Source organism: Streptomyces sp. NPDC054849, assembly GCF_053610945.1.
Genome location: NZ_JBSGZI010000091.1, coordinates 1 through 19,609, shown reverse-complemented (window position 1 = coordinate 19,609; position 19,609 = coordinate 1). Strand labels below are relative to the sequence as shown.

General features: G+C 68.1%; 17 protein-coding genes, 1 tRNA gene and 1 pseudogene. 11 read left to right on the top strand and 8 right to left on the bottom strand.

The genetic code is table 11. The features are described from left to right. The first annotated feature begins 20 nt into the window (after positions 1-20). Positions 21-635, top strand: coding sequence for an Lsr2 family DNA-binding protein (locus tag ACWGIF_RS29745; protein ID WP_453502083.1), 615 nt, complete (start codon positions 21-23; stop codon positions 633-635). 348 nt (positions 636-983) lie between these two features. On the opposite strand, the gene ACWGIF_RS29740 is transcribed toward ACWGIF_RS29745, so the two are convergent. Continuing rightward, positions 984-2,168 (bottom strand): hypothetical protein, encoded by a 1,185-nt coding sequence (locus tag ACWGIF_RS29740; RefSeq protein ID WP_453502081.1) that lies wholly within the window; start codon positions 2,166-2,168, stop codon positions 984-986. Positions 2,169-2,357: 189 nt separating this feature from the next. After that, positions 2,358-3,602: an IS256 family transposase gene (locus ACWGIF_RS29735; protein ID WP_453502080.1), complete on the bottom strand. Its 1,245-nt coding sequence runs from the start codon at positions 3,600-3,602 to the stop codon at positions 2,358-2,360. 377 nt (positions 3,603-3,979) lie between these two features. Here ACWGIF_RS29735 and ACWGIF_RS29730 point away from each other — a divergent pair, with 377 nt between their 5' ends. Next, complete coding sequence (locus tag ACWGIF_RS29730) at positions 3,980-4,603, top strand: hypothetical protein (protein WP_453502078.1); 624 nt, start codon at positions 3,980-3,982, stop codon at positions 4,601-4,603. Between the two features lie 694 nt (positions 4,604-5,297). Here ACWGIF_RS29730 and ACWGIF_RS29725 read toward each other — a convergent pair. The 3 genes from ACWGIF_RS29725 to ACWGIF_RS29715 form a co-directional block, all read right to left on the bottom strand. After that, the gene (locus ACWGIF_RS29725) at positions 5,298-5,660 is read right to left on the bottom strand and encodes a transposase domain-containing protein (RefSeq protein ID WP_453502101.1); all 363 of its coding nucleotides are present in this window, start codon (positions 5,658-5,660) and stop codon (positions 5,298-5,300) included. A 729-nt stretch (positions 5,661-6,389) separates the two neighbouring features. After that, entirely contained in the window at positions 6,390-6,830 is a 441-nt protein-coding gene (locus ACWGIF_RS29720; protein WP_453502077.1) for an N-acetyltransferase family protein, read from the bottom strand. A gap of 297 nt (positions 6,831-7,127) precedes the next feature. Next, positions 7,128-7,451, bottom strand: coding sequence for a hypothetical protein (locus tag ACWGIF_RS29715; RefSeq protein WP_453502076.1), 324 nt, complete (start codon positions 7,449-7,451; stop codon positions 7,128-7,130). 156 nt (positions 7,452-7,607) lie between these two features. Here ACWGIF_RS29715 and ACWGIF_RS29710 point away from each other — a divergent pair, with 156 nt between their 5' ends. From ACWGIF_RS29710 to ACWGIF_RS29700, 3 genes are all read left to right on the top strand, one after another. Beyond that, on the top strand, positions 7,608-7,730 hold the full coding sequence (locus ACWGIF_RS29710; protein ID WP_453502075.1) for a hypothetical protein: 123 nt from the start codon (positions 7,608-7,610) through the stop codon (positions 7,728-7,730). Positions 7,731-7,854: 124 nt separating this feature from the next. Then, positions 7,855-8,301 carry a hypothetical protein gene (locus ACWGIF_RS29705; protein WP_453502074.1) on the top strand — a complete coding sequence of 149 codons (447 nt, stop codon included), beginning with the start codon at positions 7,855-7,857 and terminating at the stop codon, positions 8,299-8,301. A 498-nt stretch (positions 8,302-8,799) separates the two neighbouring features. After that, positions 8,800-9,566 (top strand): IS5 family transposase gene (locus tag ACWGIF_RS29700; protein ID WP_453502100.1). Its coding sequence is split into 2 segments (ribosomal slippage): positions 8,800-9,102 and positions 9,105-9,566, totalling 765 coding nucleotides; the frame shifts between segments, so codons are not numbered across the junction. Positions 9,567-9,584: 18 nt separating this feature from the next. Here ACWGIF_RS29700 and ACWGIF_RS29695 read toward each other — a convergent pair. Continuing rightward, positions 9,585-10,420 (bottom strand): IS5 family transposase gene (locus tag ACWGIF_RS29695; RefSeq protein WP_453502099.1). Its coding sequence is split into 2 segments (ribosomal slippage): positions 9,585-10,067 and positions 10,070-10,420, totalling 834 coding nucleotides; the frame shifts between segments, so codons are not numbered across the junction. Positions 10,421-10,868: 448 nt separating this feature from the next. Here ACWGIF_RS29695 and ACWGIF_RS29690 point away from each other — a divergent pair. The 6 genes and pseudogenes from ACWGIF_RS29690 (at position 10,869) to ACWGIF_RS29665 (ending at position 18,663) form a co-directional block, all read left to right on the top strand. Then, positions 10,869-10,987: transfer RNA gene (locus tag ACWGIF_RS29690), tRNA-Gly, on the top strand. A 250-nt stretch (positions 10,988-11,237) separates the two neighbouring features. Then, a complete protein-coding gene (locus ACWGIF_RS29685) occupies positions 11,238-11,774 on the top strand; it encodes a DUF2199 domain-containing protein (RefSeq protein WP_453502072.1) in 537 nt (178 codons plus the stop codon). Between the two features lie 156 nt (positions 11,775-11,930). Beyond that, positions 11,931-13,527, top strand: a pseudogene (locus ACWGIF_RS29680) (ISL3 family transposase). A gap of 63 nt (positions 13,528-13,590) precedes the next feature. Beyond that, positions 13,591-14,223, top strand: a complete 633-nt coding sequence (locus tag ACWGIF_RS29675; RefSeq protein WP_453502071.1) for a helix-turn-helix domain-containing protein — start codon at positions 13,591-13,593, stop codon at positions 14,221-14,223. A gap of 705 nt (positions 14,224-14,928) precedes the next feature. Then, positions 14,929-17,697 (top strand): hypothetical protein, encoded by a 2,769-nt coding sequence (locus tag ACWGIF_RS29670; RefSeq protein ID WP_453502069.1) that lies wholly within the window; start codon positions 14,929-14,931, stop codon positions 17,695-17,697. Positions 17,698-17,709: 12 nt separating this feature from the next. Further along, positions 17,710-18,663 (top strand): M28 family metallopeptidase, encoded by a 954-nt coding sequence (locus tag ACWGIF_RS29665; RefSeq protein WP_453502068.1) that lies wholly within the window; start codon positions 17,710-17,712, stop codon positions 18,661-18,663. A 61-nt stretch (positions 18,664-18,724) separates the two neighbouring features. Here ACWGIF_RS29665 and ACWGIF_RS29660 read toward each other — a convergent pair whose 3' ends face one another. Next, positions 18,725-19,003: a hypothetical protein gene (locus ACWGIF_RS29660; protein ID WP_453502067.1), complete on the bottom strand. Its 279-nt coding sequence runs from the start codon at positions 19,001-19,003 to the stop codon at positions 18,725-18,727. Between the two features lie 25 nt (positions 19,004-19,028). Next, complete coding sequence (locus tag ACWGIF_RS29655) at positions 19,029-19,283, bottom strand: hypothetical protein (RefSeq protein WP_453502066.1); 255 nt, start codon at positions 19,281-19,283, stop codon at positions 19,029-19,031. Between the last annotated feature and the right edge of the window lie 326 nt (positions 19,284-19,609).

Below are 19,609 nucleotides of genomic sequence, written 5' to 3'. Positions count from 1 at the left end.
CGCAGACCCAGCCAGCCCCCGTGGATTGGGACCGTGTCGAAGCCGAGCTCGGCATGCAACTGCCTGCAGACTACAAGCAGCTTGCGTCCGTCTACGGCCCCGGTTCGTACGGCGGCGACTACATCACCATCTACCACCCCCACGGCGTGACGCTTTACGTCAACCTGACCGGGCCAATGCCCTCCCGTATCCGTGAATACCTCCAGCGGGACTACGATCAAGGTACCTATCCCGTACCATACGACCCCCAGCAGCTGTTCGCCATCGGCGGGACTGAAGGCGGCCAGAAACTGTTCTGGATCACAGAACCGGAGTCACCTGACAACTGGTGCATCGCCATCAGCGAGGACAAAGGTCCCCGCTGGTTCACCTACGACGGAAACCTCACTAGCTTCCTCGTCGCCGTTCTCAGCGGTGAAATCAACATCCCGCCGTTTCCCAACCTCCTCGGGCTCCCCGCCGACTTCACCCCATCCGTACCCCCCGCGTTCGAGGTCGGAGATCCTCCCATGAGAGAGCCGGTCAACACCGAAGACATCCGGAACTGGGCCCGCGCCAACGGCTTCCAAGTCCCCATGCGCGGCCGTATCCCCCGGGAAGTCCGTGAGGCATGGGAACAAGCCCACCCCGCCTGAGCTTGTCCCAGCTTCCGGGCCTGGGTACGACGTCGTTCGTAAGGTCGTCGGGCTCTGGGGTTCGGGTGTGGCTCTGAGCGCTCGTCGCCATCTGATGGCTGAAATGACTTGGGCGCCCGGAGCCCCACGACCACAACCACGCGTTGTGATAAGCGGCCTGATCGCCGTGCAGGACAACGTCGGTGCGGTCGATTGCGGGATCGATGTCCGTTGGCCTGGGTCAGGTGCGAGCTCTCGCCCGGGGACTTCCGCAGTACCGTCAAACTGAAGGCGAACGCCCACACACGATCGGTGGGCCCGCTCCTCGGCATCGAGCCGGAACCCACCCATCACCCGTTGGAGCAATTGTCAATAGTTGTGGATGGGAGGGTTCTGGGTGAGTTGTCCGGCGAGTCGTTCGGCGTTGAGGGTGCGGATGGCGGCGTTGACGGCGTCCTGGTCGTTGGGGTCGATGCCGCGGCTGGTGAGGAGTGTGGCGATTTGCTTGGCGGGGCCCCAGGCGGTGTGGTCGTCGAAGGCTTCCAGGAAGTCGGTGAGGTGGATGTCGACGGCTTCGGTGACCGGGGTGATCCAGCGTGGTTCGATACCGCGTTCGGTCAGGGAGAAGTCCACCCACTGCTTGAGGGTGTCGGGCAGGCGGGTGCGTTGGTCGTGGTCGAGAACGGCTTTGCGGGGTAGCCAGTCGGCGAGGAAGAGGGCTGCGTGGCCGGGGCTCCAGGCCAGGGGGCCGGCGGTGATGTAGCCCTCGCCGTAGTCGAGGAACAGCGCGGCGAGTGACCGGATGGTGTCGGCCGTCTCCGGATCGGTGTCGTGGGTGGCGGCGGTGAATGTGTTGATGAGGCGGGTGCGTTCGGTGTCGGGCAACGGCTGGTGTTCGGGCAGTTCGGGAAGGTGGTCGCGGCAGCGAGCCCAGGCCAGTGCCCGCAGCTCGACGAAGTCTTCGTCATCGTGCCGGGGCCAGGTCATGTCCGTCATGCGCAGTGCCGAGGCGAGGTCGGCCAGGGCCGCGGGCACGTCGTGGTCGGTCAGGGGCATGGGGATGTCCTCGTCGTCCCGCATACCGGACCAGGCGGTGGCCGCGTCCGGGAGGAGAAGGCCGAGTTTGTCGACCATGGTGCCGCCGGTCTCGATGATCTGGGCCATCAGGGTGTGCGGGGTGGGTCCGTCGTAAGCGATGAACAGCACCCGTTCGCTGTCCCAGACGTCCACCGCCCGCCAGGCCCGGACCGGGTGATGGCCCGCGGAGGCGTGCCAGGCGGGCAGAGGCTGGGTCTCGGCGAGGATGCCCACGGTGCCGGCCAGCATGGGCCGGCTGGCAGGGGGCGCCACCCGTTCCATCGCCGCGATGGTGGCAAGGCCCGCCGGGGACGGCGTGGTCGAGGCCCGGCCGGTCACCTCCAGGCACAGCCGCCGCTCGGGCTCCCGCTCGGTGAGCGGGGCCTCCAGCCACGCCCGGCCGAGCCAGCTGCTGGCCCATGCCTCCGCCGTCAGCAGCTCATCGTTCCCGCCGAAGTGTCGCCGGGCATCACGCATGACCTGGTCCGACATTCTCAGGGGCAGTGGGGAACGACGGACCGGCCTGTGCTGCTTCTTGGCGCCCGAAGGCTTACGACGGCCACGACTCTTCGGCATGCCAGTAAGCCTGTCACAACCACGCCCCCAGTCTGCCCGCCGATGAGGACGGCAGGCAATGGCCAAGGTTTGTGGATCAGTTGGTGTGGTTCATGCCGCGAGGGTCTCGTCTCGTTCGACGAGGTGGCCATTGTGGAAGCGGTTGCCGGCTCGGACGAGGGCGACGAGGTGGGGTGCGGTGACCGCGCGCCAGCGGGCCTGGGCGGACTCGACGAGCTTGAAGACCATCGCGAGGGCAGCGGTGGGGCTGCCGGCGCCGCGGGTGACCTTGGTCCGGAGCTTGACGGTGGAGAAGGTCGACTCGATCGGATTTGTGGTCCGCAGGTGAATCCAATGCTCGGCGGGGAAGTCGTAGAACGCCAGCAGCTCGTCCACCTCACCGGTGATCTTCTTCACCGCCTTGGGCCACTTCGCGCCGTACGTCTTGTCGAACGCCGTGACCGCCTTCTCGGCGTGGTCGCGGTCCTCGGCGTTGTAGATCTCCTTCAGGGCCTTCTTCGCACCGGGCTGCGCGGACTTCGGCAGCGCGTTCATGACATTGCGGGTTTTGTGAACCCAGCACCTCTGGTGCCTGGCCTGCGGAAACACCTCGGCCAGGGCCCGCCACAGTCCCATCGCCCCGTCTCCGACCACGAGCATCGGGTCTCGCATGCCGCGTCGGCGGCAGTCCCGAAGCAGATCCGCCCAGGACTCGGTGGACTCCCGCAAGCCCTCGGCGATCGCGATCAGCTCCTTGGTCCCGTCCACACGCACGCCCATCAGGACCAGCAGGCACGAGTGCGCCTGAGAGAGTCGGATCTTGGGGTGGATGCCGTCGGCCCATACGTAGACGTAGTCAGATCCGGCCAGGTCACGGGACTGGAAGGCGGCGTGATCTGCTGTCCACTGCTTCGTGAGCCGGGTCACCGTCGCAGGTGACAGGCCGGCCGTGCCGCCGAGGAACTGCTCGAGTGCGGGCACGAAGTCACCCGAGGACAGGCCGTGGAGATAGAGCAGGGGCAGGACCTCGCTGACCTTCGGAGACTTCCGGCACCACGGCGCCAGGATCTTCGAGGAGAACCGCTCACGCTCCCCGGTCCCGGCATCGACTCGCTTGTCGTTCACGCGCGGTGCGGCCACCTCGACCGGTCCCGCGGCCGTGGTCACCGACCTGGGCCGGTGACGGCCGTTGCGGACGACCAGCCGACGCCCGGCCTCGTCCCGCTCGCCTGCGAGCCCGGCTATGTACTGCTCGACCTCGGCCTCCAGTGCTGCCGCGAGCATCCGCCTCGCGCCTTCCCGGACGATCTCGTCGATCAGAGAGGTACCGCTCTCGGTGGGGACTAGGCTGAGCACGGGCGTGCCTTCCCAGCCCGCGCTACAACGCGGGCCTACTCGGTGACCATGAGTCGATCACCCGGGAAGGTACGCCCTCCACATCCCACGAGGCACCCCGCCCCGGGCCGATCCACAGGTTCCGATCATTGCTCCACCCGTTGGCCGTTGAGCAGTGCACCGGCATCGCCCGGGCGTGCGTAGCTGGGATTTCGTGGTCATTGTTCACCTGACCCCGAAGACCTGCGACGAGCCGTTCAGCAAGTCGGGTTGCAGCGGTGGCCAGCTGGCTTCGTTTGAACGTAACTGGAGGATTTCGCGGGCACTTGGGTGTCAAGCGATCACGCACTGCGTACCATCACGTCACGCAGTACGTCCGCGAGAGAGATGAGGATCCCATGAGCACTGGCACCAAAGCCGCCGGAATCCAGGATGACTACTCCCAGCAGATCGCCAGCGACCTCTCGGTAAACCAGATCGCTCAGGAGCAGGTTCGGAGCGAACTCCAGCGACTGCAGGAGGAACTGCGTCAGCTGGAGGACAATAGCAAGGTCCTCCTGAAGATGCAGGACGCGCTGGGTGTCCCCGCGAAGTCTGCATCCTCTCCGGCCGTCAAACGCGGTGCGAAGCGTGCCGCGGTACCGTCCGCGCGGAGCGCCTCGCCGGCGCGGAAGAAGGCTGCGGCCTCCAAGACGGCGGCTCCCGCCAGGGCCTCCCGGACAAGGAAGGCCCCGGTAAAGTTCACTTCAATGACGAAGGACTCGGGACCGTCCTGGCTTGAGCTGATCACCGCTGTCTTCGTCGGCCAATCGGAACCGAAGTCGGCCGCGGAAGTCACCGAAAACGTCAGCACGGCACACCCCGAACGCAAGGTGCAGGCGGCCGTCATCCGCAACACCCTCGAACAGGGTGTCTCCCGCGGGCTCCTCGAGCGCTCCAAGCAGGGCCGCTCCGTCTACTACATCCCCGCCGCCTCACCCGTGGCAGAAGCTGCCTCCGCCACGCCCCAGCAGGTTGCGTAGCCGACTCACCGCAAGCCGCACGATGTCTGATGCGTTTCGAAACGCGGTCGGTAGAAGACGGGCTCACCGGCGGCAACCGCCACGACGCTGGCGTGTGCGGGGCCGCCGGCTGTCGCGAACCGGCTGGCCGGCAGTGTCCCGGGATGGATCAAGAACGCGATAAGACCTAGGCTGCTGACCTGGGCCGTCTTTTCAAGAGCGGATGATGCGGCAGGTGAGCGCGGAGGGCCTCGCCCCCGTCGCGGAGCAGGTCCCGGGGCCTTCCCCCGTACGGGGAAGTCCCATGTGCGGCATGCTGGAGTAGTCGGTGGCCGCGTCCAGCAGATCGGCAAGCCCGAGGTGGTGGCAGTCCCAATGGAGGTCATTGTGGGCCCGCCTCAACGACCGGCCGACAGGCGGGTTACCCGACCCATCCCGCGCACGACGTCGACCGCCCGGCCAACGAAAGTCAGCCCGGGCGGCGGGTGAGACGAACGAGCACCGCCAGCGGCCGCCCGAGTCACCCCCAGCATCAGCCACGCCGGCCATTAAAAAGTGCGCACGGCCCCGTCGTCGCCAGCGGTGGCCAGGCGCCCCGGCGGGGCACCGCAAGCCCGCCAGGGCTGAGGAACTGCCGACCCGATGCGCCCCGTGCCCCAGAGCGTCAAGCGCCGCTGACCTTGAGTGGAGGGACAGAGTGAAGCAATCATGCTCCTTACGTGTCCCGGGTTGCAAGCGGCCCGGCCACCAGCCTGAACAGGGTCTCCATGACGTCTTCACCGAGCCGTGACCGAGCTCGGCATAACGACGACCGGTTCACCCTGGCCAGGGCCCCGTTGCCCGGGATGCCGCTGGTCAGCACCCGCAGGACTTCCTCGTACGACTCCCGGGCGAACAAGCACAGGCCCAGCATGAAGTACTCCACCAGCCGCGCTGGCAGGAGACGACGCCGTTGTTCTGCTCGGTCGTGCTTGGCTATCGCCGCGTCAACCAGCTCCACAGTGAACACCTTCGTCAGGATTCCGATCCGTACCCGCTGCCCTTGGCGCGGACTGCGGCTTATCGCCCTGGACGGCACACCGTTCGACGTTCCGGACTCGACAAGCAACGGTGACACCTTCGACGGTCCTTCCACTGGCGGCACCCCCTTCGGATTCCCCCAGGTGAGGGCGGCGGTACTCGCCGAAATCGGAACCCACGGAGTGCTCGATGCCCGTCCCGGCAGCTCCCGCGACGGCGAACGCAGCCTCCCCTACCCGCTGGCCAGCTCCACCGGCCCGGGCGACCTGGTCATCGCCGACCGCGGCTTCTGGTCGGTCGAATTCGCGCACGCCTTCACCGCGACGGGCGCGAAAACCTGCTGGTCAGACTTCAGTCCAACCATCTCGGCACCGCCCAGGGAGAGCTCGCCGACGGGTCGTACGTCTCGATGGTGCGGCCGGGCAAGGAGGTACGGCTCCGGGCCGCAAGGGAAGGCCGGGCACTCCCCAAACAGACGGTCTACCGCGTCATCACCTTCTAAGCTCGGAGCCACCACCACCAAACTCGCCCGCTCCCTCGCCGAAGGCGCTGAAGAGGCACGCAGCCGACTGCTCTCACCTCGGCGAAACCGGAACTGCCCCCGCGCGTCAGAAAGCCCAATCGGTGGCCCGTGCTCCGGACCCGCGCCGGCCGTGACACAGTCGAGCCCGGCCGTGGACCCTCAACCAAACCAAGAAACAGAAGAGCACCCGAGGCGCCGGTACACCCGCACTCAAGGCACCGGTCCTGCCCTCACCTCGGCAAGCATCGTCCAGCGACGAGACGACTATGGGACGTAGCGGCGGAAGCCCTCCGCCAGGGCCTTGAAACCGCACGCCTCGTAGAAGGTGTGAACATACGCGTCATCCGCCGCCAGCAGCTGGACCTTGTAGCAGCCGGCCGACTCACCCAGTCGAACGGCAGCCTCCATCAGCTGACGGCCGACACCACGCCGCTGGAAGGAGCTGGCCACCACGACGTTCTCCACGAACAAGATGGCCCGGCCACCGCGCGTGAGGTTTGGCACGACGATGCAATCCGCCGTCCCTGCCACGGCGCCACCAGCCTCAGCCACCAGGATCGTTCGTCCCTGCTGCCTTGATATGGCTGCCCAGATGGCATCTGCGGACGCCTCAGTCAAGGGAGGATCGTCGGGGTTCAACTCGCTGTAGAGAGCCAGCAACACCGACAGGTCCGTCTCGACCGCTGACCGCACAGTGATCTTCATGCACTGAGCCTAAAACGAGCACAGCCACACAGGCCCTCGGGGAGGATCGGAACGGTCAGTAGCGACATCTGGCCGATCTTGATTCAGGTTCGATGACTGGCCCTGTTTCTGCTGATCAAGGCCCCTACGGGGCGGCACCGCCCGACCGCGCTGCATCCCTTCCACACTCCCCGGCTGCCGGACGCAGTCCGCAGGCCGTGGAACGTGAAGAGGACGCGCTGCGCGCGGCGACCGCAAGAGACCCCTGCCCCCGCAGCCGTCGGACACGCAGCGCAGGACGACGCCCCGGACCGGACATCACGGTGCGAGGAAGACAACCCCGCTGCGGTCTTCCTGCATCCGGGCCACCCGGACAGCAGCGCCGAAGGCGATGCCACGGAAGTACTCCGCCTTCACCTGCTCGACCGGAATGATGTCCTCCTCCGCCGCAGCACTCAAGTGCGCCTTGACGCCCTTCTCCCACACGACGGCCGACACGCAGGGACGGGAGATCCACGCGTCGAGAAGGACCGCCTGGGCGATCTTGGCCTCGCCCTCATGCGCCGTGATCCGCTTCCGGACCTGCGCTTTGTCCTCCTTCTTCGTCCGGCCGACCTTGACGTACGACAGCTTCGAGCACATGGACCGGAAGAACAGGACGTACAGCCGGTCACCGACGACGTCAAGCGAACCCTCCTTGTACTCCAGGTCCCTCCACGACTGGTGCCGTACCGCCGCGACGACCTCCGCGGCAGACGCCCGGTGTCGAAGTAGTCGCCCAGCCGTACCTTCGCCGTCATGGAGTCCAGGTACGGGTTCCTGTACTGCACGTTCAGCCTCGTCGTCGGCAACGCCTGCTGCTCCCACTGCGGCGCATCGGCGACGGATTGCTGCTCGTCGCCGAAGTACTGCTCGGTGTAGAGGTCCTCTTCTCGCATATCCGAGATTGTGGTGCGGCAGCGCCGCCGGCAGAAGAGCACCTCGGCCAAGGGTCACCTGCCGGATACCCCGTCCCGGCAAAGGCGATGCCCCCTACAGTGCTCCCATGGCCTATGACGAAGAGACCGGGACCATCCGAGACGTGTTCGTGGTGGAACGCCCGGCTGGGACGAGCCTCTCGGATTCGAGCAGTCCCGGGGGGATCAGCGCCCTCCTGCGGGACGCCGCTAACGTGCTCGCTGGACACGCCGTGCTCTACCCGGCCGACGCCGAACTCGACGAGATCAGGGCCGAGGCGAGGGAAGAAGGCCGTCAGGAAGGCGTCGCGAACGGCGTGGTGATCGGCGTCGCCGCCACCGTCGCCGCCGCCGCGCTCGGTGCCGTCGCCGTGAAGGCCGCGCCGCACCTCAAGAGCAAGCTCAACGGCCTCAGGTCGAAGCTGAACCGCAAGCCCGAGGACACCGCCGAGACGGGCCCCCTCCAGGCCCCGTGCCGGAACCGCCCGCCACGAAGGACGAGGAGCCCCCGCGCCGAGGTCGGCACCTGCACGTAGCGTGAGGCCCCCTGCGGACCACCTGCCGCATGTGCCCTCGCGAGGCAGAGCGGGTCCGTAGTCTGTCAGGCGTGACGCCGACTCACCGAGGACACGCTGCACACCGTCCTCCGGCGCCGCGCGCTCGGCGAGTCCCTGGAGCGGATTCAGCCCGACCTGATCATCCCCACCGGCAAACGCAAGGGACACAGCCCCTCCGTCGCCAGCATCTACCGCGCCCTCGCGGAACACGAGAAGGCCCAGGCGTATCCCGAAGCCGTCGAGGCCGCGCAGGCCGACTTCACCGCGCTGCGCCAGCGATCGGCAACCACGCCCACCAGCGCCTGACGGAGCCGCTACTCACCGGTCCGATCCTCCCCAAGGCCACACACGCCGCAACAGATGCTCGTTAGGCAAAAGGCAACTGCATTGGCCTTAGAAGTCATCTCAATTGGCGACTTGGGTAGGCTGTCGGCCGTGGTGGGGATCGTTGAGCGGCTGGTGCCGGATGAGTTGTGGATGCTGTTCCAGCGGGTGGTGCCGGAGGCGCCTTCGCGGCCGCAGGGTGGTGGCCGGCGTCGGCACGGCGACCGGGAAGTGCTCGCCGCGATCGTCTTCGTGGCCACGTCGGGCTGCACATGGCAGCAGCTGCCGACGGCGTCGTTCGGGCCGTCGGGGGCGACAGCCCACCGGCGTTTCTCCGAGTGGACGAAGGCACGGGTGTGGGCCAAGCTGCACCGCCTGGTCCTCGACGAGCTTGGCGCCCGCGGCGAGCTGGACTGGTCCCGCTGCGCGATCGACTCCGTCAACATGCGGGCTCTGAAAAGGGGGACCTGACAGGTCCGAATCCTGTCGATCGGGGCAAGTACGGATCAAAGATCCACTTGATCACCGAGCGGACCGGTCTGCCCCTGTCCGTCGGAATCTCGGGCGCGAACCTGCACGACAGCCAGGCCCTCGAACCTCTCGTTCGTGGCATACCGCCCATCCGTTCACGCCGCGGACGCCGACGACGCAAGCCCGCCAAGCTCCATGCGGACAAGGGATACGACTACGCCCACCTGCGACGATGGTTACGCGGACGTGGCATCAAGCACCGCATAGCCCGCAGGGGCATCGAGTCCTCACAGCGACTGGGCCGTCACCGCTGGACCATCGAACGCACCATGGCCTGGCCCGCCGGCTGCCGCCGCCTCCACCGCCGCTATGAGCGCAAAGCCGAGCATTTCCTTGCCTTCACCAGCATCGCCTGCACCCTCATCTGCTGCCGAAGATTGACCAAATGAGATGGCGTCTAAGAGGTCCTAACAAAGGCGTTGGACGTGTCGGTGGGTGATGAGGCAGGTGGCGAGGCCGAGGAAGGCTTCGTGGATGTCGTCGCGTCGTTCCCATCGGATCCGTAGCCGGCGGAAGCCGTGGAGCCATGCGATGGTCCGTTCCACGACCCACCGGTGGACGCCGAGGCCGGAACCGTGCGGGACGCCACGGCGGGCGATCACCGGTTTGATGCCCAGCGCCCAGACGAGACGGCGGTATTTGTCGTGGTCGTAGCCGCGGTCGCCGAGCAGACTGTCGGGTCGTTTGCGTGGCCGTCCGACCAGGCCGGCGACGGACGGGATCTTCTGCAGCAGGGGTATCAGCTGGGTGACGGCGTTGCGGTTGCCGCCGGTCAGCGAGACGGCGAGTGGGATGCCCTGGCCGTCGACGATGAGGTGGTGCTTGCTGCCCGGACGTGCACGGTCGACCGGGCTGGGCCCGCTTTCGGGCCCCGTCGAGCGGCCCGGACGTCGGAGGAGTCGATCACCGCCCGCGACCAGTCCAGCTTCTTCGCGACCCGCAGCTTCTTCAGCAGCACCACGTGCAGCCGGTCCCACACGCCGGCCTCGTTCCATGCGGCCAGACGCCGCCAGCAGGTCATCCCGGAACCGAAGCCCAGCTCCTGCGGCAGGTACTCCCACTGGATCCCGGTATGCAGCACGAACAGGATCCCGCAGAGCGCCTGCCGGTCCGGCACCCGAGGGCGTCCCTCCACCTGCTTGGCCGCCGGCTCAGGCAACAACGGCTCGATGAGCGAACACAGTTCATCCGACACGATCCACGGCCGCGACTGACGTTTCCCCACGGCCAGACCAACGACCATCCGAACCGAAAGGCACATGACCAACAGCTTCTGTTAGGACCCTTAAAGGCAGGTGGACAGCTTCGCTGCTGGCCTGGGCTGAGTTCTTCCCTCCCTCCCTGGATGACGTGCCGCCGTGCACCTGCGGCGCTGCAGTCGCTGGGGAAGCGAGGTGCGGTCTGACCGCTGGAACGGCCTGAGACCACCTCGTTCACGCTGAGGATGCCGCGTGTCCTGCGCACCCGAGCCACGGGCCCGGCCTCTTGGCCGCAGATCAGCGGCCTTTCGAGCGGCCCGGAACGGAGCGTCTCGGGCATCGCACTGCTGGCTTTATTCACGGGTTGTGGTTCTGGCTCAACTTCTGTGGACCAGGGCAGTGGTCTCCGGCTTTCCGGATAAAGATTCGTCCGCAGCGAACGGTGTCTCTACCCTGAGTCGCAGCGGGAGTGCGCGCATTCCCGCAGGTTGCAGTGCCGTGGCAGAGCGGCCCATTGCGATCGACGTGGGCGAGGTCCCTCCCACGGCGACTGACGGAGACGGAGCGGACCTGCTCCCATCTGTCCGCGGGTTCAAATCCCGTCGGCACTGCAACCGACCTGAACTTGGTCCAGCGCACGGACTTGCCCCATCGCGCCAGGTCCACAGAAGTTGCGCCAGGGCCTGGGAAGGTTCTGGCGCAAGTTCTGTGAGTCGTCACCGAGCGTCACGGGACACAGGAGAAGCTGTTGCTTGGGCGTCGTGGGGCGGGGTGACACGGGCTTGCTCGCCGTGCGCTCACCTCAAGAGAACCGCCGCCGCGTCGAGCGCCGACAGCGGTACGTCCTATGCGCCCGAAGATATGTCTGACCAGCTCGTTAGGCTCAGCACCATGGCTGCTGATCACCACCACGCATGCGCGTGCTGCACAGAACATGGGGACGGCCCGCCGCTGTCCTATGGGGCTCCAGCTCCGGCGGCGTGGAAACCTCGGTACTCCCGGCGGCGGGACAGTGAGCTGACCGCCGACCAATGCACGATCAAAGGTCGGCACTTCTTCGTCCACGGCCTGATCGAGATACCGGTGAGCGACAGCGGCGACACGTTCTCTTGGGGGGTCTGGGTCTCCTTGAGCGAAGCGAACTTCGCCCGGACGCACGACTTGTGGGACGACCCGGCACGTGAGCAGGAGCCTCCGTACTTCGGCTGGCTCTCCACCGAGCTGCCCGCCTACCCGCGCTCCACACTCCACCTCAAGACCCATGTCCACACCCGCGCCGTCGGGCAGCGCCCGCTGATCGAAGTGGAACCCACCGATCACCCCCTCGCAATCGAGCAGCGTGAGGGCATCACTACCAGCCGCGTGAGGGAGCTCGCAGACTTGCTCCTCCGAGGCTGACAGCCTCATTGGCATGGTCCTGTCCGCAGGGTTGTGGTTCTGATTCAGGTTTGTGGGCCGCGCACTGTGAAGTTACTGCGGGGCTCCCCGGACCTGCTTGGGAAGTTGCCTGAAAACGAATCGTGGTGGGACTGGCGGGGGCGACAGTTCGGAGCTGTGAAAGAGGTCTTGCTCCAGCTGGAAGAGCTGCTGTTCCCGTCGATCGTGGACGTCGCGGTGCTGTCGGTGGACGTGAACATCGCGATAGTGCGTGTCGATGCGCGGTGCACCGCCGGGGGTGCGGCGTGTCCGGGGTGCGGGACGTGGTCCGACCAGGTTCACGGCTCCTACCTGCGGTTTCCCGCTGACGTTCCCAGTGGGGGACGAAGCGTCGTACTCCAGCTGCGGGTTCGCCGGTTCACCTGCCGGAACCCCGAGTGCGGACGCCGCACATTCGTCGAGCAGATATCCGGCCTGACCCGAAGGCACGGCCCACAGACCGAGCGCCTGCGCTCGACCTGGCCGCGATTGGCCTCGCCCTTGCGGGCCGGGCCGGCGCCCGCCTGGCCCACGTCCTCGGCGTACCCGTCAGCCGCAGCACGGTCCTGCGACTGGTCGAGGCACTTGCGGAGCCGGAGGTACGCGCCCCGCGGGTGGTCGGTGTCGACGAGTACGCCACCCGCAAAGGCCGCCACTACGGAACCGTCATCGTCGACGTCGAAACCCGCCGACCGATCGACCTGCTGCCCGACCGAGAGGCATCGAGTCTTGCCGCGTGGCTGGCCCAGCGACCCGGAATTGAGGTGGTGTGCCGCGATCGTGCACCGTTCTTCGCTGAGGGAGCCACCGCCGGTGCCCCGCAGGCTGTGCAGGTCGCAGATCGGTGGCACCTCTGGCACAACCTCGCCGAAGCCGCCGAGCGAAGCATCGCCCAGCACCGCCCATGCCTGCGAGTCCTGGTCCCGGAGACACCTGAAACGGGCGAGACGGGGCCCGACCCCGCGGAGGAGCCGTCCAGCTCGCCCTGGCCGACCGGCCACCGATTCGCCGACCGAACCAGGACCGTGCACGCCACTATCCACGCGCTGGTGGAGGCGGGGCACAGCCGCCGCGCGATCCAGCGGCAGCTCGGCATGACGAGCCGAACCGTCAAAAGGTACGCGGACGCCGCCAGGCCGGAAGACCTCTTCACCGGTCAGTGGCAGGCCCGGACCTCCGTTCTCGACGAGTACAAGACCCACCTCGACGACCGCTGGAACGAGGGCTGCACCAACGCCTGGAAACTGTGGGAAGAGATCGCCCCGCTCGGCTACAAAGGCAGCTACCAGCGCGTTCGCGCCTACCTCCACCAAAAACGCACCCCTCGCCACGGCCCGTCACAGCGCGCCCGCCCTCACCCCGGGCCGTCGCCGGATGGATCCTCCGCCGCCCAGAAACCCTTCCGGAGACCGAACACCTCCAACTGAAAAACGTCCGGGCCAACTGCCCGGAAATCGACGCACTCACCAGGCACGTCCGGTCCTTCGCGATCATGCTCACCGAGCGTCAGGGCGAGCGGCTGCCGGACTGGCTCGCCGCTCTCAGACGGGACGACCTCCCCAGCCTCCACACGCTCGCCGCAGGCATCGGCCGCGAAGCCGTCATCGCCGGCCTCAGCCTTCCCTGGAACTCGGGCGTCGTCGAAGGCCATGTCAACCGCATCAAGATGATCAAGCGCCAGATGCTCGGTCGTGCAGGCTTCCAACTCCTCCGCAAGCGAGTCCTACTGTCGTGACGCAGAGTCGCGACTCCACAAAAGCTGAGCCAGAACCAATTTGATGCTGATTGGAGGTGGGCCATGCCGAGTCAGGAAGAGCTGTTCGACGCGGTGGACGCGCTGCTGGAGGGCGAGCCGCGGTTGCCGTCTCCGGCGGAGCACGAGCGGACGCGTGAGGGTGTCACGCAGGCCCGGCTCGCGGCCGCGTTGAAGTCGACGCCGCAGACGGTTGAGAACTGGGAGAACGGCCGCTCCGAGCCGCGCCCGCCGCGCCTGCAGGCCTATCTGCGGCTGCTGGAGGGCTGGGCCGAGCGGTATCCCGCGCCGGCCGCCTCCGAGTCCACGCCCGCATCCGCGCCCGTGCGCGCTCCGGCGGCGGTTCCGGAGGCGTTCACCGGGCCCGTCAAGCAACCTGCCGCGCCCGCCCAGCCCGCCACGGCCGCTGCACCGGTTCGGGTCACAAAAGCGCTGGTGGAGGCGGGCGGGCCGTCGGCGACGTCGCGCCGCCCGGCGGGGAAAGCCGCCCCGCTGGCGGCCGTCGACCCGCGGTTCCCGCACGGACCGCTCGTGGTCCTGGACGGCGACGGGAGCGCGTACGGCCTCGACGGGATCGTGCTGGACTGCCGGCCACCACCATTGCGCAGCTGGTGGAGTGGGACAGCGATCCGAAGCCGCAGTCCGCATCCTGTGCCCACTGCGCGAATTACTCGATGAGGCGACGAAACCCCGCCACCGCGTACCGCTGCCCGATGCAAGAGCGGGGCCCGGGGATGCCGACCACCCTGGCCATGGAGCAGCTGGTGAACGGGGGCCGCGGGGTAAGTCGTCACCGCGTGCGGGAAGCCCTTGCCCTCCTGCGGGCCGCTCCTCAAGATTCCGATCTGGTGCTGCTCGACCTGCACTCCTTCTCGACCCGCTGCGTAGCCTGCCTACGAGCCGTGGGCCGCCGGACGGAGCCACTGACCACTCCTGCCGCCGGGTGTCCCCCCGGAGGGGGTCGGCTCCGCGGGCCTTCGTCAGGCACCAGGGCCGCCGCCACCCGCCGGGGCGGCGAGACGCACCCGCTGATCGGCCCCGTCCTGGCCGCCCTGGTCCGCGAGTCGGAGCGGCTGCCGACGCACTGAGCGCCGCCGGATCCGGCTGGTCGGCCGCCCGTGACGACGGCACGGGCAGCGCGCGGCGCGTGCTCCGTTCGTCCCGTGCCGCAGCCCGACCTCCGGGCGAGCGGCGGGTTTTGCGGAGGGTGCTCGCGTCGCAGGAGTCGGCGCTCCACGTTACGATTTTGCTGAGAGTGCCGATAGTCCAAGGCGGTTCCTGGAAGAGGAGCCGGTCACGCGACGGGCGCCCGGGGGCATCCACCCGCTCTGATGAAACGTTTCCCTACCCTCCGCCCTCCGCATGTGGGTTGAGGAGGACGTCATGGCTCGGTATCACGGTGACCAGCAGAGGAACATGCCGGGCCCGCAGGCCGATCAGCCGCTCAGGATGGTCCCCGACACCGGTGAACACACGGATGCCGACGGAGTGCTGCGCAAGTACGTCGATCCGGGAGCGACCCTGGCCCGTGCGTCGACCGCCCGCAAGGCCATCGACTCGTTCATGAAGGTGCGCTCGGGTGACCTGAAGGCCGGCACGATCGATCTGCGCGAGGTGGAATCGACCGAAGGCGCGGCGACGCTGAGAGTGCGCTATCAGCAGTTCCACAACGATCTCCCGGTCGTGGGCGCCACCGTCCAGGCCGTGGCCGACGTCAAACAGGCCAGCGTCATCCAGGTCGATCACACGGGGGAGACGGACGTCGCAGACGCTCCCGACCCCGGCGACGCACGCGCGCTGTCCGACGTCCTGAAGGTCGCCCTCGCGCCCTTCAAGAAGGACTACGGATCCGCCGAGGTGATCAAGGACGAGCTCGTCTACCTCCGGTTCACCACCAGGCCCACCCTGCCCGAGCACGACTACCCATCCGCTTCCGTCGCGCTGCTGAAGAAGGGGAAGAAGCCGGACGGCGCACTGCATCTCGTGCACGATCTGCTGGTCGAGACCACCGGCCCCTTCGAGCAGTTCCGCGTCGTCGTGGACGCCGTCGCAGGCACCTTGCTCTGGATCGAGCTCGTGGGAAAGTACGTGACGGCATCGCTCAAGGTCTTCTCGCCCGACCCCGTCACCGAGTCGAACGACAGCACGCTCCGCGGCGGGTCCAGTGCGGCGAAGCTGAACGGTTTCCGGCACGACGTCCAAGCCGAGGTGGCACCTGCCAGCGGTGGTGAGTTCCGGCTCGACGGGGAGTGGTTCAGGTGCATCGACTGGGACACCCCGACGTTCGCCCAGCCCGTGGAGACCTCAGCCACCTTCTCGTACGAGACCTACCCCAGAAACCGCGCCTTCCTGAGCGCGAACGCCTATTACTGGCTCGACTCCACCGCGCGCTACCTCCGCACTCTGGGAAACATGACGCTCAACGCCAACATGGTCAAGGTCGATGTCGACGCCCAGGGGGCCGACGGCGCAGACAACAGCGAGTGGATCGGCTCGACAACACCCCCGCGGATCCGCTTCGGAGAGGGCGGCGCACCCGACGCCGCCGACTTCGGCGTCATCGTTCATGAATACAGCCACGGCGTGTTCGACTGGCTCGGTGCCAACCACGGCGGGTCCGGGTCGTACGAGCACAGCATCTGCGACGTGCTTCCCGCCATCTACCGGGACCGGTTCAATCCCGACGGGCACCGGCGTGCCGAGACCTTCCCCTTCGACAACAACGTGAACGACCAGTGGAGCACGGAGCGCCGGCTCGACCGGGCCGAGCGGTTCGACGACGCGGGGTTCAACGGCTACCCCTTCAACCTCCGCAACTCGATGCTGGGCACGGCGCTCTGGCGGTGCTACCTGGGCATGGGGGGCGACTCGTCCGATCCCGCCGTTCAAGTCGCGGCGGCCGACGCGATGATCAGAACGATGCTGGAGATGCTGCTCATCGTGCCGGATTCCACCTCCACGAGCGTGGCGCACGCCGTCAGCATGGCCCAGGGCTGCGTCACCGCGGACTCGGCCCTCACCGGTGGCCTCTACAGCAAGGTGATGGACGAGGCCTTCGTGAACCAGGGGCTGTGGGCGCGCCGTCCGGTGGACGTCTACATCGCGGACAACCCTGCCGACCTCGGCGCCCAGCCGAGCGGTCCGCCGCACTGGACCTCCCCCGACATCTGGGTCCGCAACAACGGCATCAGCACCGGCGACAACCCGGAACTCGGCCACCAGCAGCCCATCAACGATCAGCCGAACTTCCTCTACGTGCGCGTGCACAACCGGGGGATCCAGGCCGCGGCGAGCGGCGGGTTCCAGGTCGAGGCCTTCCGGTGCGACCCGGGCACGGGGATGATCTGGCCCACGCACTTCGAGTCGCTGGGCACGCTGGTGATCAACGAGGCGATTCCACCCGGTGGGTCGGTGCGGGTCGGGCCCTTCACCTGGACACCGCAGATCGTGGGCCAAGAAGGCCTGGTGGCCGTGGTGCACGGCGCCGCGGACCCCGCCATCACCGCCACGCTCAACGGGCCGGTGCCGCACGACCGGGTCATCCGGTTCGACAACAACGTGGGGCAGCGCAACGTGGCTCCGCAGATGGCCGCGCCGGGCGGCAAGACCAACACGACGATCGCGCTCCGCGGCGGCCTGACCTCCACCACCGGCTCCTGGCACCTCGATGCGACGGCTCTGCCCGACGACACCCGGATCTCGATCCGCACGCTGAGCCGCATCGTCGGGTCCGCCACGCTGACCAACCTCAAGGTGACCGAGAAAGGCTCCGTCCGCACGACGCTCGAAATGAAGGGCGGCAGCACCGCAGTGGTCGACGGCTTCCACCTGGAGGCCGACGACCGGGCGGCAGCCGACATCACCATCGACTTCTCCCGCCACGGCGAACACCTGCGCCTCTACCCGTTCGTCGCCACCCAGTACCAGGACAGCCTGATCGCCGGCCGCATGACCATCCAGATCACGGCAGTCGAGAAACTCGAAGACTTCTTCTTCGGCAACCCACGCAGCGGCGAGCTCCACGTGTCCACCTGCCCGTACTGGTCGAAGCTCGGCGCCGGCAGCAAGGTTCCCTTCCTCCGGGCGCAAGACGCGGTCGCACGCGGATACAACGGCTGCGCCTACTGCCAACCCGCCCTCAACACCGGCTGAAGGCGACCCGTGATGGAACGTGACACGCGTGTGGGACTGCCGCTCGCTCCCCCCGAGAAGCGGTACCCGCCCAGCCCCGCCGAGCCCGTCGCGCCGGCCAGACGCGAGCGGACGGGCACGCTGAAGGACGACACCATCGCCACCCTGGTCGGGTCGGTCTCGGCAGACGAGCTGAGGGACACGGTCGAGGCCCTGGCGGCCTTTCACACGCGGCACACCTTCTCGCCCCTCATCGGGCCGGCCGCCGAGGACATCGCGGAGCGGTTCGAGGCGGCCGGTTACACGGACGTGGTCAGGCGCACCTGGTCCAATGCCGGTCACAGTGCCGACAACGTGATCTGCACCAAGACCGGGACGGCCACCGACCGGCCCGTCATCATCCTGTGCGCCCACTACGACAGCCGCATGGCGGACGTGAACAACGCCACGGCACGGGCGCCGGGGGCCGACGACAACGGCAGTGGCGTTGCCGCGACGCTCGAAATCGCCCGTCTGCTCGCGCCGGTAGAGCTGTCCTCCACCCTCCAGTTCGTGGCGTTCTCCGGCGAGGAGCAGGGGCTGTGGGGCGCCACGGAGTACGCGGCGGAGCTCCACGCCGCCGACTCCGAGGTCTACCGGGTCGTGAATCTGGACATGGTCGGGAGGCCGCCGGCGGACGGCTCCGTCACGGTGGAGCGGGACATCGGAAATGCCGTGCCCGGCAATGACGCCGCCTCGAAGGCCTTCGCCACGGTCATGGCACAGGCCGCCGCGGACCACACGGCACTGCCCGTCAGGCTGGGTCCGATCTTCTCCAGTGACTACATGCCTTTCGAAGCGCACGGTGACGTGACGATCGGTGCGTACGAGGGGGAGGGGAACCCGCACTACCACGAGTCGTCCGACGCGCCGGACACGCTCGATTACGGTTACCTCGCCGACGTCACCAGGATGACCCTGGCGACCTTGCTCGCCGACGCCCTGTAGGCCGTCCACGAGGCGAGTCTCCAATCACCGGCCTGCTGGAGACCGACGAGCTGGCGTGCCATCACCGGCCAGTGCGCCCGGCCGTCAGCTCGGCGCCCCGGCCGTCAGCTCGGCCAGGACGTCGTCGCCCAAGGACGCCGCGCAGCTGGTCGGCCGACCAGCCCGGCGCCATCTTCTCCGCGTCCTCGCCGAGTTCCTCCTCCTTGCCCGTCAGGCGCTTGTGGGTGGCGCGGCGGACCGCGTCGGCGATGGTCGTCACCAGCCGGTAGTCCATCGCGGCGGTCTGCGCGGCTTCCCCAAGCGCTTCGGCGAACGGTTCGGGCTGGGGCGGGTACGTCATCGGCAAGGGCTCCCTCGGTCAGGGATCAGCGCGTACGGGACGGGCCCGGCCGGCCGGGGTCCGGGCGGGGCCGGACCGGTACACCGGTAACGCCGGTGGGCGGCAGGCCACGGCCCGCCGTACGCACCACCCGACCGGTACGCGGCTTCGTCGTCGGGAGCGGGGCGCCGGTCAGGCCGGCTGCTTCCCGCAGCAGGACGCCGGCCTCGGAGGCGGCTTTCGCCTGCGCCCGGTACTCCTGCGCCCGGTGCCAGTCGGCGGCGGCCTCCACCGCCTCCACGAGCGCGTCAGCAGGGTGAGGACGACCGCGGCACCGCCCCCGCGTGCGGCGCGGGGTGCCCGCTCCAAGGCCCGGGTCGAGGCGCGCCATCTGGCACGCGCTTGTCCTTCGAGGGAGCGGGCGCCGGGGGCGGGAGGCCTGCTCGAAGGCGTCGGCCGCCGCTTGGACGCGGTCGCGGACCAGGGCCGGGGCCGTGGGCGGCGGCGATGTCACAGAAGACGCAGTCGGGTCCGCCTGGGGCGGGGCTGCCACTGGCGTTCAGGCTGCCTGGTCCCGGCACTGAGCTGACGCCGCCCGAAACCCCCGTCCTCGGGCGGCGTCAGCTC